Below are 13,227 nucleotides of genomic sequence, written 5' to 3' on the forward strand. Positions count from 1 at the left end.
ACACTGCTCGTTCCTAGCCGAGGCGCTCGACTATGGTGACGTTGGCGGTGCCACCGCCTTCGCACATCGTTTGGAGCCCATAACGGCCGCCGGTGCGGGCGAGTTCGTGCAGCAGGGTGGCGAACAGCTTCGTCCCGGACGCGCCGATGGGGTGCCCGAGCGCGATCGCGCCGCCGTTGACGTTGACCTTCGCCGGATCGGCCCCGGTCTCGTCGAGCCACGCGAGCACGACGCTCGCGAACGCCTCGTTGACCTCGAACAGGTCGATGTCCCCGATCTCCAGCCCCGCCCGTTTCAGCGCGTGCGCCGTCGCCGGGATCGGCCCGGTGAGCATCCACACCGGATCCGCCGCGCGTACCGCGATCGTGTGAATCCGCGCCATCGGTGTCAGCCCGTGCTCGCGGACGTAGGACTCCGACGCGATGAGCGTCGCGCTCGCGCCGTCGGAGATCTGGCTCGCCACGGCCGCGGTGATCCGCGAACCCTCGCTCAGCGGCTTCAGCGCGGCCATCCGCTCCAGGCTGGTGTCCCGGCGCGGCCCCTCGTCCCGCCGGAAGTCCCCGAACGGCGCGATCTCCGCGTCGAACCGTCCACTGTCGACCGCGGCGATCGCGCGCTCGTGGCTGCGCAGCGCGAACTCCTCCATCGCCGCGCGGGACACGTCCCAGTGCCCGGCGATCATGTCCGCGCTGCGGAACTGCGACACCTCGGCCCCGCCGTAGCGCTCCTGCCAGCCCTTCGAACCGGAGAACGGGTCGTCGAAGCCGTACTCGCGCCCGGCGAGCATCGCCGCGCCGATCGGCACGGCGCTCATGTTCTGCACCCCGCCCGCGAGCACCAGGTCCATCGTGCCGGACAGCACGGCCTGCGCCGCGAAGTGCACCGCCTGCTGGCTGGACCCGCACTGCCGGTCGACCGTCACGCCGGGCACCTGCTGCGGGAACCCGGCCGCGAGCCAGCACGTCCGCGCGATGTTGCCCGACTGCGGGCCCAGGGTGTCCACGCAGCCGAGGATCACATCGTCCACTTCGGACGGATCGACGCCGGAGCGCTCGACCACCGCGCGGATCACGTGTGCGCCGAGGTCGGCGGAGTGCACGCCGCTCAACGCTCCCCCACGACGGCCGACCGGGGTGCGCACCGCGTCCAGGACATAGGCTTCAGCCACGGTTCCTCCTCTTCGAGTCCTCTTTCCCGGCCGGCGGCGCGGCGATCCCGTCGAGCAGGATGCCGAGGTAGCGCTCGGCCACGTCGCGGGCGCTCAGCGCGCCGTCCGGGTTGTACCAGCGGACCGCGACCCACACGGTGTCGCGGATGAAGCGGTAGACGAGCTCGACGTCGAGGTCCTCGCGGAACACGCCCTCGGCGACGCCGTCGGTGAGGATCCCGTTCCACAGCTTGCGGAACTCGGCGTTGCGGTCGGCGAGGTAGGAGAACCGCGGCAGCCCCATGAGGTGCTTGGCCTCGTTCTGGTAGATCGCCACCTCGGCGGGCCGCCGGTGGATCGCGTCGAACGAGGCCACCACGACGGCCTCCAGGGTCTCCCTGGCACCGCGGCGCTCCGCCACGATCTCGGCGTAGGACCCGAACAGCTCGTCCAGGAACCCGGTCAGGATCTCGTCGGCCATCGACTCCTTCGAGTCGAAGTGGTGGTACAGGCTGCCGGAGAGGATGCCCGCCGCGTCCGCGATGTCCCGCACCGTGGTGGCGACGTAGCCGCGGTCGGCGAACAGCCGCGCGGCGAGCCCGAGCAGCTCGGCGCGACGGGATCCGGGGGTGTTCTTGGCGGCTGGGCTCATGCGATGGACTCGCTTCGCGAGACAGCGTTCGATCCTCTTTGGCGCATGATATCTACGATTCGCTCGCAAGCTTCGCTCATAACTGGACCTCACGCATGCTGACTGCTCACGGACACGACCTCGCCGGTGAGGTACGAGGCGTACTCACTGGCGAGGAAAACCATGACATTCGCGACCTCCCACGGCTCCGCCGCCCTCCCGGAAACCTCGCGGGCGGTCAGCTCGGCGAGCAGTTCGTCGCTGGTCACCTTGGCCAGGAAGGGATGCATCGCGATGCTCGGGGCGACGGCGTTCACCCGGACACCGCAGTGCGCGGCGTCCACCGCGGCGCACCGGGTCAGCGCCATGACCCCGGCCTTCGCGGCCGCGTAGTGCGCCTGGCCCTCCTGCGCGCGCCAGCCGAGCACCGAGGCGTTGTTGACGATCGCGCCGCCGCCGCCCTGCGCGGCGAACCGCCGCAGGGCCGCGCGGGTCGCGCGGAAGGTGCCGTTGAGCGTGACGTCGAGCACGCGCGACCATTCCTCGTCGGTCATCTCCAGTAACGACTTCGTCCCGCCGAGCCCGGCGTTGTTGATCAGCACGTCGAGCCTGCCGAACCGGCTCACCGCGCCGTCGATCAACGCCTGGACCCGCTCCTCCCGCGTGACGTCGCAGGCGATCGCGTACACCTCGCCGAACTCGGCGAGTTCCGCCGCCTTCTCGGCCAGCCGCCGTTCGTGCTGGTCACTGACGACGACCCGGGCACCCTCCTCCAGCGCGCGCCGCGCGACGGCGGAGCCGATGCCGGTGCCCGCGGCGGCGGTCACCACGACCACCTTGTCCCGCAACAGGTTCGCGCCCTCCGGATACTTCGGCACGGGAATCACGCCCTGGCCTCCCTAGGCAGGCCGAGTACGCGCTCGGCGATGATGTTGCGCTGGATTTCGTTGGAACCGCCGTAAATCGTGTCGGCGCGGGAGAACAGATACAGCCGCTGCCAGGCGTCGAAGCCGTCCGGCGCGACCATGCCCGCCGCGCCGCGCACGAGCATCGCCAGCTCGCCGAGCGATCGGTGCCAGTCCGACCAGACGAGTTTCGCCACCGACGCGGCGCCCGGCGCGGTGTCGCCGAGCGCGCGGACGGCGTGCGCCCGCATCACCTCTAGGCCGACCCAGGCCCGGTCGATCCGTTCGGCCACGAACGGATCCGCGTCCGCCCCGCTCTTCTCCGCCAGCTCGGTCAGCGCCTCCAGCTCCCGCCGGAACCCGACCTGCTGGCCCAGCGTCGCGACACCGCGTTCGAAGGCCAGTGTGCCCATCGCGATCCGCCAGCCGTCCCCCGGCTCGCCGACGACGAGGTCCTTCGCGGTGCGCGCACGGGAGAAGAACACCTCGTTGAACTCCGAGGTCCCGGTCATCTGCCGGATCGGCCGGACGTCCACTCCGGACTGTCGCATCGGGACCAGCAGATAGGACAGCCCGTGGTGACGCTTCGAGCCGGGTTCGGTGCGGGCCAGCACGAAACACCAGTCGGCGACGTGCGCGAGCGAGGTCCAAACCTTCTGCCCGCTGATGACCCACTCGTCGCCCTCGAGCCGCGCCGACGTCGACACGGCCGCGAGGTCGGACCCGGCGCCCGGCTCGGAATAGCCCTGGCACCACAGCTGTTCGACCGCGACGATCCGGGGCAGGAACCGGCGCTTCTGCTCCGCCGTGCCGAACGCGAGCAAGGTGGGCCCGAGCAGTTCCTGGCCGACATGACCGACCCGCGCCGGGGCGTCCGCGCGGGCGTACTCCTCGTGGAAGATCACCTGCTGCTCGAACGAAGCGCCCTGCCCGCCGTACTCGGCGGGCCAGCCGAGGCAGTTCCAGCCGCCGGCGGCCAGTTCCTTCTCCCAGGCGACCCGCTCCTCGAACGCCTCGTGCTCACGGCCGGGACCGCCGAGGCCGCGCAGCGCGGCGAACCCGCCACCCAGCCGCTCGGCGAGCCAGCTCCGGATCCGCGCCCGGAAATCGGTGTCCGCCAAGGCTCCTCCTCACTGAGCACTTCTCCATGGACTCCAGCCTCGCCGCGTACTCGTGCCGCTGGCCAAATCGGGGACTCCTGCGTAGGCTACCCTACCAAGCACTTGTTAGGGAGGTCTCGATGCGGGAGCCGACCATTCCGGCGGCACTCGACGCCGCGGCGGAGCGCTTCGCCCACCACGAAGCGGTCGTCGACGGCGACGTCCGGCTGACCTTCCCCGACCTGCGGCGGCACGTGCGGCGCTGTGCGCGGTTCTTCCAGGACCGGGGAATCCGGCCAGGAGACCGCGTCGCGGTCTGCTCCCCCAACACCTGGCACTGGGTGGTCGCGGCCCTCGGCGCGCTGTACGCCGGGGCGACCCTCGTGCCGGTCAGCACCCGCTTCACCACGCCGGAGATCACCGACGTCCTCACCCGCGCGAAGGTGTCCGCGCTGGTCGTGACGGGCCGGTTCCTCGGCGTCGACCGGGTCGCGGCGCTCGGCGGGGCACTGCCGCCGACCGTGCTGCGTGTCCCAGTCGAAGGCGTCGAGGAGGAGCTGGCCGGCGTCACCGAATGGAAGGCGCTCGCCGCGTACGACGACGAGTTCACCAGCCCGGCCCGGCCGGACGACGTCAGCGACATCCTGTTCACCTCGGGCACCACCGGCCGCAGCAAGGGCGCGATGAGCAGCCACCGGCAGGTCCTCGGTGTCGCGGCGGCGTGGGCGGACTGCGGCCGGGTGCGCGCGGACGACCGCTATCTGGTGATCAACCCGTTCTTCCACAGCTTCGGCTACAAGGCGGGGATCGTCGTCGGGCTGCTGACCGGGGCGGCGATCCTGCCGCAGCGCACCTTCGACGTCGCCGAGACGCTGCGGCTGATCGACGCCGAACGCGTCACCGTGCTGCCCGGCGCGCCGACGATCTACCAGGTGCTGCTGGAGGCGCCGGAGCGCGCCGGGCACGAGCTGTCCAGTCTCCGGCTCGCGGTCACCGGCGCCGCTTCGGTGCCGGTGACGCTCGTCGAACGGATGCGGGCCGAACTGGGTTTCGCCACCGTGCTCACCGCGTACGGGCTCACCGAGGCCGTGGTCGCCACGATGTGCCGCCCCGAGGACCCGCCCGAACTGGTCGCCAGGACCGCGGGGCGGGCGACCGCGGGGTTCGAGGTGAAGCTCGGCGAGCGGGACGAGGTCCTGCTGCGCGGCCCGAACGTGATGCTGGGCTACCTCGACGACCCGAAGGCCACCGGGGAGGCGATCGACGCGGACGGCTGGCTGCGCACCGGCGACGTCGGGGAGCTGGACGCGCGGGGGAACCTGCGGATCACCGACCGGCTCAAGGACATGTTCACCTGCGGTGGGTTCAACGTCTATCCCGCCGAGATCGAGCAGGCGCTGGCCCGGTTGGACGGCGTCGCCGAATCGGCCGTCGTCGGCGTTCCGGACCATCGCCTCGGCGAGGTCGGCAAGGCACACGTCGTGCTCCGCCGAGGTCACGAACTGTCCACTGAGGACATCATCGCGTACTGCAAGGAAAACCTGGCCAACTACAAGGTTCCCCGTTACGTGGAGTTCCGCGACGGACTGCCGCGGAACCCGTCGGGGAAGGTGCTCAAGCGAGTCCTGCGGGAGGAGTCCGATGGATGAGGTGGTGCGCTACGAACGGCGCGGCCCGGTCGCCGTGGTGACCATGAACCGGCCGGAGTACCGCAACGCGCAGAACTCCGCGATGACCTACGCGCTCGACGCCGCGTTCACCCGCGCCGTCGACGACGCCGAGGTCAAGGTGATCGTGCTGGCGGGCGAGGGAAAGCACTTCTCGGCGGGTCACGACATCGGCTCGCCCGGCCGCGACGCGGACGTCTCCTTCGAGCGCAGGGCCGTGCTGTGGTGGGACCACGTCGGCGCCGAGGGCGGTGACCAGCGGTTCGCGCGGGAGTCCGAGGTGTACCTGGGGATGTGCCGTCGCTGGCGGGAAATCCCGAAACCGACGATCGCGAGCGTGCAGGGCGCGTGCATCGCCGGGGCGCTCATGCTGGCCTGGGTGTGCGATCTCGTCGTCGCCTCCGAGGACGCGTTCTTCGCCGATCCCGTGGTGCGCATGGGCATTCCCGGCGTCGAGTACTTCGCCCACCCGTGGGTGCTCGGGCCGAGGGCGGCGAAGGAGGTGCTGTTCACCGGCGAGCGGTTCAGTGCCGCGCAGGCGAAGGAATGGGGCATGCTCAACCGGGTCGTGCCCCGCGCCGAGCTGGAGGCCGAGACCCTCGCGCTGGCGGAGAAGATCGCGGTGATGCCCCGGTTCGGGCTCGCGCTGGCGAAGAAGGCGGTCAACCAGGCCGAGGACCTGATGGGCCTGCGGTCCGGGATGGACTCGGTGTTCGGGCTGCACCACTTCGCGCACGCCCACAACGCCGAACTGTCCGGCGGGGACTCGCTCGGCGGCCAGGACGCGCGGTCGATGCGGGACGCGGGAAGGAATGCCTGATGGATCTCGATCTGGACGCCGCGACGCGCGCCTTCCGCGACGAGGCCCGCGCGTGGCTCGCCGAACACGTGCCCGCCGAGCCGCTGCCCTCGTTCGACACCGCGGAGGGTTTCGCCCGGCACCGCGAGTGGGAGGCCCGGCTCGCGGACGCGCGCTGGTCGGTCGTCTCGTGGCCACGGGAGTTCGGCGGCCGGGACGCGAGCCTGCTGGAGTGGGTGCTGTTCGAGGAGGAGTACTACGCGGCGGGCGCGCCGGGGCGGGTCGGCCAGAACGGCCTGTTCATGCTCGCGCCCACGCTGTTCTCCCACGGCACCGAGGAACAGCTGCGCCGGATCCTGCCGAAGATGGCGCGGGGCGAGGAGGTCTGGGCGCAGGCCTGGTCGGAACCGGAGGCGGGCAGCGACATCGCGGCGCTGCGCAGCACGGCGTCCCGTGTGGACGGTGGCTGGCTGCTGAACGGCCAGAAGACGTGGAGTTCCCGTGCCGCGTTCGCCGACCGCGCGTTCGGGCTGTTCCGCAGCGATCCGGACGCCGTGCGTCACCGCGGCCTCACCTACCTGATGGCCGATCTGCGGGCCGAGGGCGTGACCGTCCGCCCCATTCCGCAGCTGGACGGCGAGCCGGGTTTCGCGGAGATCTTCTTCGACGACGTGTTCGTCCCGGACGAGTACGTGATCGGCACCCCCGGCGAGGGCTGGCGCGTCGCGATGACGACCGCCAACAACGAACGCGGTCTTTCGCTGCGGAGCCCCGGCCGGTTCCTCGCCGCCGCCGATCGTCTTGTCGACTTGTGGTCCGGCGCGGACCGGCCCGACGCGACGGCCGAGCGCGTCGCCGACGCCTGGATCGGCGCGCGCGCCTACCAGCTCTACACCTTCGGCACGCTCACCCGGCTCGCCGAAGGCGCCGAGCTCGGGCCCGAGTCGAGTGTCAACAAACTGTTCTGGTCACACCTGGACGTCGCGCTGCACGAGACCGCGCTGGAGGTGCTCGGCCCGGCCGCGGAGCTGCGCGGGCCGTGGACGAACGGCTGGCTGTTCTCGCTGGCGGGCCCGATCTACGGCGGCACCGACCAGATCCAGCGCACCATCGTCGCCGAACGCCTGCTCGGCCTGCCGAAGGAGGCACGATGAGGTTCGCGCTGTCCGCCGAGCAAACCGGTTTCGCCACCAGTCTCGGCGATCTTCTGTCCACTTTGGATACCGATGCCGCCAACCGGGCATGGGCCGCTGGCGACCCCGCTCCCGGGCTGAAGATCTGGCGCCGGCTCGCCGATCTCGGCGTCACGGCTCTTGCCGTCCCGGAAGCCTTCGGCGGGCTGGCGGCGGAGGTGGCGGATCTCGTCGTCGCCTGCGAAGTGCTCGGCGAGTACTGCGTTCCCGGGCCGTGGACCGACACGGTGGCCGTCGCGCCCGCGCTGCTCGGCGACGAACGGCTCACCCCGCTCGCCACCGGCGAGACCCTCGCGTCGGTCCTCTTCGCCCCGCACGTCCCCTACGCGCTGGACGCGGAGGTCGCAGAGATCCGGCTCGCCGTCGACGGAGCCCGCCTCCGCTCGTTCACCCCCGGCGCCGCACTGTCCTCTCTGGACGGTTCGCGGCGGCTGTCCCCCGGTACCCCCGGCGCCGATCTCGGTCCGGCCCACGACGCCGGACGCGCCTTCGAACTCGGCGTGCTGGCCACCGCGGCCCAGTTGCTCGGCGCAGGGCGGTGGCTCCTGGACGCGTCGGTGACCTACGCCGGGCAACGCCGCCAGTACGGTCGCGAAATCGGCCGCTACCAGGCGATCAAGCACCTGCTGGCCGATGTGGTCACCGCGCTCGAACTCGCCCGGCCGCTGCTGTACGGGGCGGCGGTGACGATGGCGCCGGAGGACGTCTCGGCGGCGAAGGTCGCCTGCGGGGAGGCCGCGCTGCTCGCCGCCCGCACCGGCCTCCAGGTGCACGGCGCGATCGGGTACACCGCCGAGCATCCGCTCGGCCTGCGGCTTGCCCGGGTCCGCGCGCTGGTCTCCGCGTGGGGGACGGCGGAGCTCCACCGGCGGCGCGTGCTCGAAACGGTGGCGCGATGACGTTCACCCCGGAGCAGGACGAACTCCGCGCCGGCGTCCGGAAGCTGCTGGGCCGGGAGGCCGACCCATGGCCCGCGCTGTGCGGGCAGATCGGCGTCGCCGCGCTCGCCGTCCCCGAGCGGTTCGGCGGGCTCGGCGCGGAAATCACCGACGTCCAGGTCGTCGCCGAGGAACTGGGCCGGGCGCTCACGGACACGCCGTTCCTCGGCTCCGCGGTACTCGCCGTGCACACCCTGCTGGCATGCGGTGACGAGGACGCGTGCGCGCGGCTTCTCCCCCGGCTCGCCGAAGGCACCGTGGGCGCGGTGGCGTGGACGGGCGACGAGGGCTCCTGGCCGTCCACCGGGCTCGCCTGCCGAGGCACCGAATCCACAGTGGACGGTTCGGCGCACTACGTCCTCTACGGCGATACAGCGCAGATTCTCCTTGTCCTGGCCGAGACCGGAAAAGGGCCCACACTGTACGAAGTGGACACTCGCGAGGACGGTGTGCGCCGGGTGGCCGTACCGGCGATGGACGAAAGCCGCGCGCTCGCCACCATCACCTTCGACCACGCTCCGGCACGCCCGCTCGGGCCGGTCGATCCGGCGCCGATCCGCGACCTCGCGTGCGCGGTACTCGCCGCCGAACAGGCCGGTGCCGCGGCGCGGGCGCTGGAGCTGACCGTGGAGTACACCGGGCAGCGTCACCAGTTCGGCCGCCCGATCGGGTCCTTCCAGGCTCTCAAGCACCGGATGGCCGACCTGCACGTGCTGGTGGAGACGGCGCGTTCGGCGGCGTACGCGGCACCGGAGTCGCCACGACTCGCCGCGGTCGCGAAGGTGCACTGCTCGGAGGCGCTGAGCACGGTCGCCGCCGAAATGATCCAGCTGCACGGCGGGATCGCCGCGACCTGGGAACATCCGGCCCACCGGTACTTCAAACGCGCGCACGGCGCGGCGCAGCTCTTCGGCGCGCCACACCGGCACCTGCCGCGCGTACGCCCGATCGGCTGACCCCGGCGCGCTACAGTTCCCTCATCGCATTCCGAGGGGGAACCAGCGTGCCGAGATCGACGCAGTGGGCAAGGACTCAGTGGGCGAGACGGGTGATTCCGGGGCTGGTCGTCGTCCTGATCCTGCCCTTCCTGCTGACCGGTTCGGACGGGCCGGCGGGCGCCGGGCCGGATCCCGCCGCCGTCGCCGGGCAGGTACGGACCGTGCCCGGCTGGCGGCTGCGGTCGGGCACCGAGGCAGGGGACGACGGCGCCGCGCTGTCCTCGCCGTCCTACGACGATGGCGCGTGGACCGCCGTGCCGGCGCGCTCGACCGTGCTCGGCGGGCTCGTCGCGGCGGGCCGTTACCCGGACCTGAACTATTCGGCGAACCTGCGGGACAAGGTGGATCCGAAGGACTTCACCGTGCCGTGGTGGTACCGCACGACCGTCACCGCCGCACCGGCGCCGGGCAGGCACACCTTCGTGGATCTGCCCGGCGGCGTGATCCCCAAGGCCGAGGTGTGGTTCAACGGCACCATGATCGCCGGGACGGACGTGGTCGCGGGTGCTTACCCGGCGCACCGCTTCGACGTCTCCGGGCTGCTGCGTCCCGGGGCCAACGCGCTGGCCGTCAAGGTGTTCCCGTCCTCGCTGTGTCTGGACCCCGACACCCAGCCCTGTCCCGACCTGTCGATCGGATTCCTGGACTGGAACCAGCCGCCGCCGGACAACAACATGGGTGTCTGGCGGGACGTCCGGTTCGTCGAGACCGGGGCGGTGTCGCTGCGCGATCCCCGCGTGGTCACCCGGCTGGCACTGCCGGGCCTGGAGTCGGCCGAGCTGACCGTCCGGGCGGAGCTGGCGAACAACACCGACCGGACGGTCGCGGCGCGGGCCACCGGGAAGATCGGCACGCTCTCCTTCGCGAAGGACGTCACCCTCGCACCCCACGAAACCACGACGGTGACCTTCGAGCCGATCCATCTCGACCGGCCCCGGGTCTGGTGGCCGGCCCAGATGGGCGATCAGCCGATGTACCGCCTGGCGATGGCGGTGTCCGCGGACGGCACCCCGTCCGACGGGGCGAGCACGGACTTCGGCGTCCGTGACGTCCAGTCCCGGCTCAACGGCGGCGGGGACCGGTACTACCTCGTCAACGGTAAACCGTTCCTCGTGCGCGGGGCGGGCTGGGTGCCCGATCTGTTCCTGCGTTCCGACGCCCGGCGGCTCCAGGACGAGTTCTCCTACATCCGCGATCTCGGGCTGAACACGATCCGGCTGGAGGGCAAGGGCGAGAACGACGAGTTCTACCAGCTCGCCGACCGGCTGGGCATCATGCTGCTGCCCGGCTGGGAATGCTGCACGAAGTGGCAGGCCTACGCCAAGTGGACCCCGGCCGACCACGCCGTCGCCAGGGCCTCCGCCGTCACCGAAGGGCACCGGCTGCGCAACCACCCGAGCATTCTGGGGTTCTACGTGGGCAGTGACACCGCGCCCACGCCCGAGGTGGAAAAGGAATACCTCGACGGGCTCGCCGCGTCGGACTGGCAGGCGCCGGTGATCTCCTCCATCGGCTGGCGCACGAGCCCTCTGCTGGGCGCGTCCGGGAACAAGGGCCTCGGCCCGTACTGGTGGGTGCCACCGTCCTACTGGTACGGGAAGCAGAAGGGCGGTGCGTTCGGCTTCGAAGCGGAGCACGGGCCCGGGCCCGCCATCCCGGAGCTGGGCAGCCTGGAGAAAATCCTCTCGCCCCAGGAGCTGGCGGATCTCTGGCAGCACGGCGACAAGCCGCAGTTCCACCTCTCCTGGTCGGAGAACTTCGACCGGCTGGCCGAGTACTCCACCGCGCTCGAACGACGTTACGGGAAGCCCACCGGCCTCGCGGACTTCGTCGAGAAGTCGCAGCTGGCCAACTACGAGGTCAACCGCGCCCAGTTCGAGGCGTACGGCGCCGAGCAGTCCGCGACGGACAGACCGTCGACGGGCACGATCTACTGGCTGCTGAACAACGCCTGGCCTTCCCTGTTCTGGCATCTGTACGACCACTCGATGGCGCCTTCCGGCGGATACTTCGGGGCCCGGACCGCGCTGCGGCCGCTGCACGTGCAGTACCGCTACGACAACGCCGCCGTGGCGCTGGTCAACACCGGCCTGCGGGACGCGGGACCGTTGTCCGTGCAGACCACGGTCTTCGACCTCGACGGCACTCAGCGCTACGACCACACCACGAACCCGGTGACCGCCAAGGGAAACGCGGCGTCCACGCTGGACACCGTGCCCGTCCCGGACGGGATCTCCACCACCTACTTCGTCCGGCTTCTGCTGCGTGACGCACAGGGAAACGTCGTCGACCGCAACGTCTACTGGCTCTCGACCCAACCGGACGAGGTGAACACCGAAGCCGACGAATGGCGGCTGAGCCCCCAGACCGCGTACGCCGATCTCAGCGGCCTCCGGCGGCTCGCCAAGGGAACCGTGTCGGCCACGGCGTCCAGCGAAGCCCGCGGGGACGACGTCACCACCCACGTCACCCTCACCAATCCCGGAGACCAGGTCGCGTTCTTTCTCCGGGCCACCGTCATCGCCGGGGACACCGAGGTCGCGCCGGCGATCTGGAGCGACGACTACGTCACCCTCTGGCCGGGCGAATCGATGACGCTGACGGCGAAGTACCGCCGCGCTCAGCTGAACAACACCGAACCCGCGGTCCGGCTGAACGGCGTCAACGTCGACACCCGGCAACTGGCGGCGCCGCTGGGCTGAGCGCCTGGTGGGGCCTGCCCCCGTACGAAGCCTGGTGTACACAGGATTCTCCACGGTCACGCCGCTCGAAAGACTCGGGGCGTGACCACAGACAATCTCGTGCATCCCGCGCCCCCGGGTGCGAGCACCGACTACGCCCGGCTCTCGCGTCGTATCGGCGAGGCCGGGCTGCTCGCGCGCCGCCCCGGCTACTACGCCGCCCGCGTCACTCTGGTGGCCGCGCTGTTCAGCACGGGCTGGGTCGCGTTCGCGCTGCTCGGCGCATCCTGGTGGCAGCTCGCGGTCGCGGTGTTCCAGGCGGTGATGTTCGGACAGATCGCGCTGCTGTCCCACGACCTGGCGCACCGGCAGGTGTTCCGCACCCGACGTCCGAGCGAGATCGCCGGGCGGATCGCCGGCAACCTCGGCATCGGGATGAGCTACGGCTGGTGGATGGACAAGCACACCCGCCACCACGCCAACCCGAACCACGAGGAGCTCGACCCCGACGTCGACCCGGACATCCTCGTGTGGTCGAAGGGCCAGGCCCGCGCGAGCCGGGGACTTCCCCGGTTCATCGGCCGCTACCAGGCTTTCCTCTTCTTCCCGCTGCTCACCCTGGAAGGCCTGAACCTGCACTGGTCGGGAATCCGCGCGGTGCGGAAGCCCGGCCTGAAACGGCGTGGGCTGGAAGCGGCTCTGCTGTTCACGCACTTCGCGGTCTACCTCGGCGCGTTGCTGATCGTCCTGACCCCGCTGCAGGCGCTGGTCTTCTTCGCCGTCCATCAGGGACTGTGGGGTGTCTACATGGGATCGATCTTCGCACCGAACCACAAGGGCATGCCGACACTGACCGGGAAACCCGAGCTCGACTTCCTGCGCAAGCAGGTGCTGACCTCGCGCAACGTCCGCGGCAACCGGTTTGTCGACGTCGCACTGGGCGGGTTGAACTATCAGGTCGAACACCACCTTTTCCCGAGCATGCCTTCCCCGCACCTGCGGCGGGCACAGCCGATCGTCGAGGCGTACTGCGCCGAGAAGGGCATTCCGTACACCCAGACGGGACTATTCGACTCCTACCGGCAGGCACTGCGACACCTCCACGAAGCGAGCGCCCCCATCCGAGAAGATTCACGATCCGGGCACCGTTGACACTCCACACACTGTT

Annotated in this window: 11 protein-coding genes; 7 read left to right on the forward strand and 4 right to left on the reverse strand. The window is 70.9% G+C overall.

The window, feature by feature from the left end; all coding sequences use genetic code 11:
* Positions 1-13 precede the first annotated feature (13 nt).
* From ABD987_RS05865 to ABD987_RS05880, 4 genes are all read right to left on the reverse strand, one after another.
* On the reverse strand, positions 14-1,168 hold the full coding sequence (locus ABD987_RS05865; RefSeq protein WP_345387743.1) for an acetyl-CoA C-acetyltransferase: 1,155 nt from the start codon (positions 1,166-1,168) through the stop codon (positions 14-16).
* Positions 1,161-1,799 carry a TetR/AcrR family transcriptional regulator gene (locus ABD987_RS05870; protein WP_345387745.1) on the reverse strand — a complete coding sequence of 213 codons (639 nt, stop codon included), beginning with the start codon at positions 1,797-1,799 and terminating at the stop codon, positions 1,161-1,163. The genes ABD987_RS05865 and ABD987_RS05870 overlap by 8 nt, the downstream gene beginning before the upstream one ends.
* An 89-nt stretch (positions 1,800-1,888) precedes the next feature.
* Positions 1,889-2,665 (reverse strand): SDR family oxidoreductase, encoded by a 777-nt coding sequence (locus ABD987_RS05875; protein WP_345387747.1) that lies wholly within the window; start codon positions 2,663-2,665, stop codon positions 1,889-1,891.
* The gene (locus tag ABD987_RS05880) at positions 2,662-3,804 is read right to left on the reverse strand and encodes an acyl-CoA dehydrogenase family protein (protein ID WP_345387749.1); all 1,143 of its coding nucleotides are present in this window, start codon (positions 3,802-3,804) and stop codon (positions 2,662-2,664) included. The genes ABD987_RS05875 and ABD987_RS05880 overlap by 4 nt, the downstream gene beginning before the upstream one ends.
* Before the next feature lie 119 nt (positions 3,805-3,923).
* Here ABD987_RS05880 and ABD987_RS05885 point away from each other — a divergent pair, with 119 nt between their 5' ends.
* From ABD987_RS05885 to ABD987_RS05915, 7 genes are all read left to right on the forward strand, one after another.
* A complete protein-coding gene (locus ABD987_RS05885; protein WP_345387751.1) occupies positions 3,924-5,432 on the forward strand; it encodes a FadD3 family acyl-CoA ligase in 1,509 nt (502 codons plus the stop codon).
* Positions 5,425-6,270: an enoyl-CoA hydratase gene (locus ABD987_RS05890; protein ID WP_345387753.1), complete on the forward strand. Its 846-nt coding sequence runs from the start codon at positions 5,425-5,427 to the stop codon at positions 6,268-6,270. The genes ABD987_RS05885 and ABD987_RS05890 overlap by 8 nt, the downstream gene beginning before the upstream one ends.
* Positions 6,270-7,403: an acyl-CoA dehydrogenase family protein gene (locus ABD987_RS05895; protein WP_345387755.1), complete on the forward strand. Its 1,134-nt coding sequence runs from the start codon at positions 6,270-6,272 to the stop codon at positions 7,401-7,403. Before ABD987_RS05890 ends, ABD987_RS05895 begins: the two co-directional genes overlap by 1 nt.
* Positions 7,400-8,341, forward strand: coding sequence for an acyl-CoA dehydrogenase family protein (locus ABD987_RS05900; protein WP_345387757.1), 942 nt, complete (start codon positions 7,400-7,402; stop codon positions 8,339-8,341). Before ABD987_RS05895 ends, ABD987_RS05900 begins: the two co-directional genes overlap by 4 nt.
* Positions 8,338-9,336: an acyl-CoA dehydrogenase family protein gene (locus ABD987_RS05905; RefSeq protein WP_345387759.1), complete on the forward strand. Its 999-nt coding sequence runs from the start codon at positions 8,338-8,340 to the stop codon at positions 9,334-9,336. The genes ABD987_RS05900 and ABD987_RS05905 overlap by 4 nt, the downstream gene beginning before the upstream one ends.
* A 47-nt stretch (positions 9,337-9,383) precedes the next feature.
* Positions 9,384-12,080: a glycoside hydrolase family 2 protein gene (locus tag ABD987_RS05910; RefSeq protein ID WP_345387761.1), complete on the forward strand. Its 2,697-nt coding sequence runs from the start codon at positions 9,384-9,386 to the stop codon at positions 12,078-12,080.
* 81 nt (positions 12,081-12,161) lie between these two features.
* On the forward strand, positions 12,162-13,211 hold the full coding sequence (locus ABD987_RS05915; protein ID WP_345387763.1) for a fatty acid desaturase family protein: 1,050 nt from the start codon (positions 12,162-12,164) through the stop codon (positions 13,209-13,211).
* The last annotated feature ends 16 nt before the right edge of the window (positions 13,212-13,227 follow it).

This window comes from Amycolatopsis samaneae (assembly GCF_039541975.1).
Lineage (GTDB): Bacteria > Actinomycetota > Actinomycetes > Mycobacteriales > Pseudonocardiaceae > Amycolatopsis > Amycolatopsis samaneae.

Excerpts from the sequence above, each read along its gene's own strand:
- ABD987_RS05905 (WP_345387759.1), top strand. The coding sequence starts at position 8,338 with ATGACGTTCACCCCGGAGCAGGACGAACTCCGCGCCGGCGTCCGGAAG.
- ABD987_RS05900 (WP_345387757.1), top strand. The coding sequence starts at position 7,400 with ATGAGGTTCGCGCTGTCCGCCGAGCAAACCGGTTTCGCCACCAGTCTC.
- ABD987_RS05870 (WP_345387745.1), bottom strand. The coding sequence starts at position 1,799 with ATGAGCCCAGCCGCCAAGAACACCCCCGGATCCCGTCGCGCCGAGCTG.
- ABD987_RS05890 (WP_345387753.1), top strand. The coding sequence starts at position 5,425 with ATGGATGAGGTGGTGCGCTACGAACGGCGCGGCCCGGTCGCCGTGGTG.
- ABD987_RS05885 (WP_345387751.1), top strand. The coding sequence starts at position 3,924 with ATGCGGGAGCCGACCATTCCGGCGGCACTCGACGCCGCGGCGGAGCGC.
- ABD987_RS05895 (WP_345387755.1), top strand. The coding sequence starts at position 6,270 with ATGGATCTCGATCTGGACGCCGCGACGCGCGCCTTCCGCGACGAGGCC.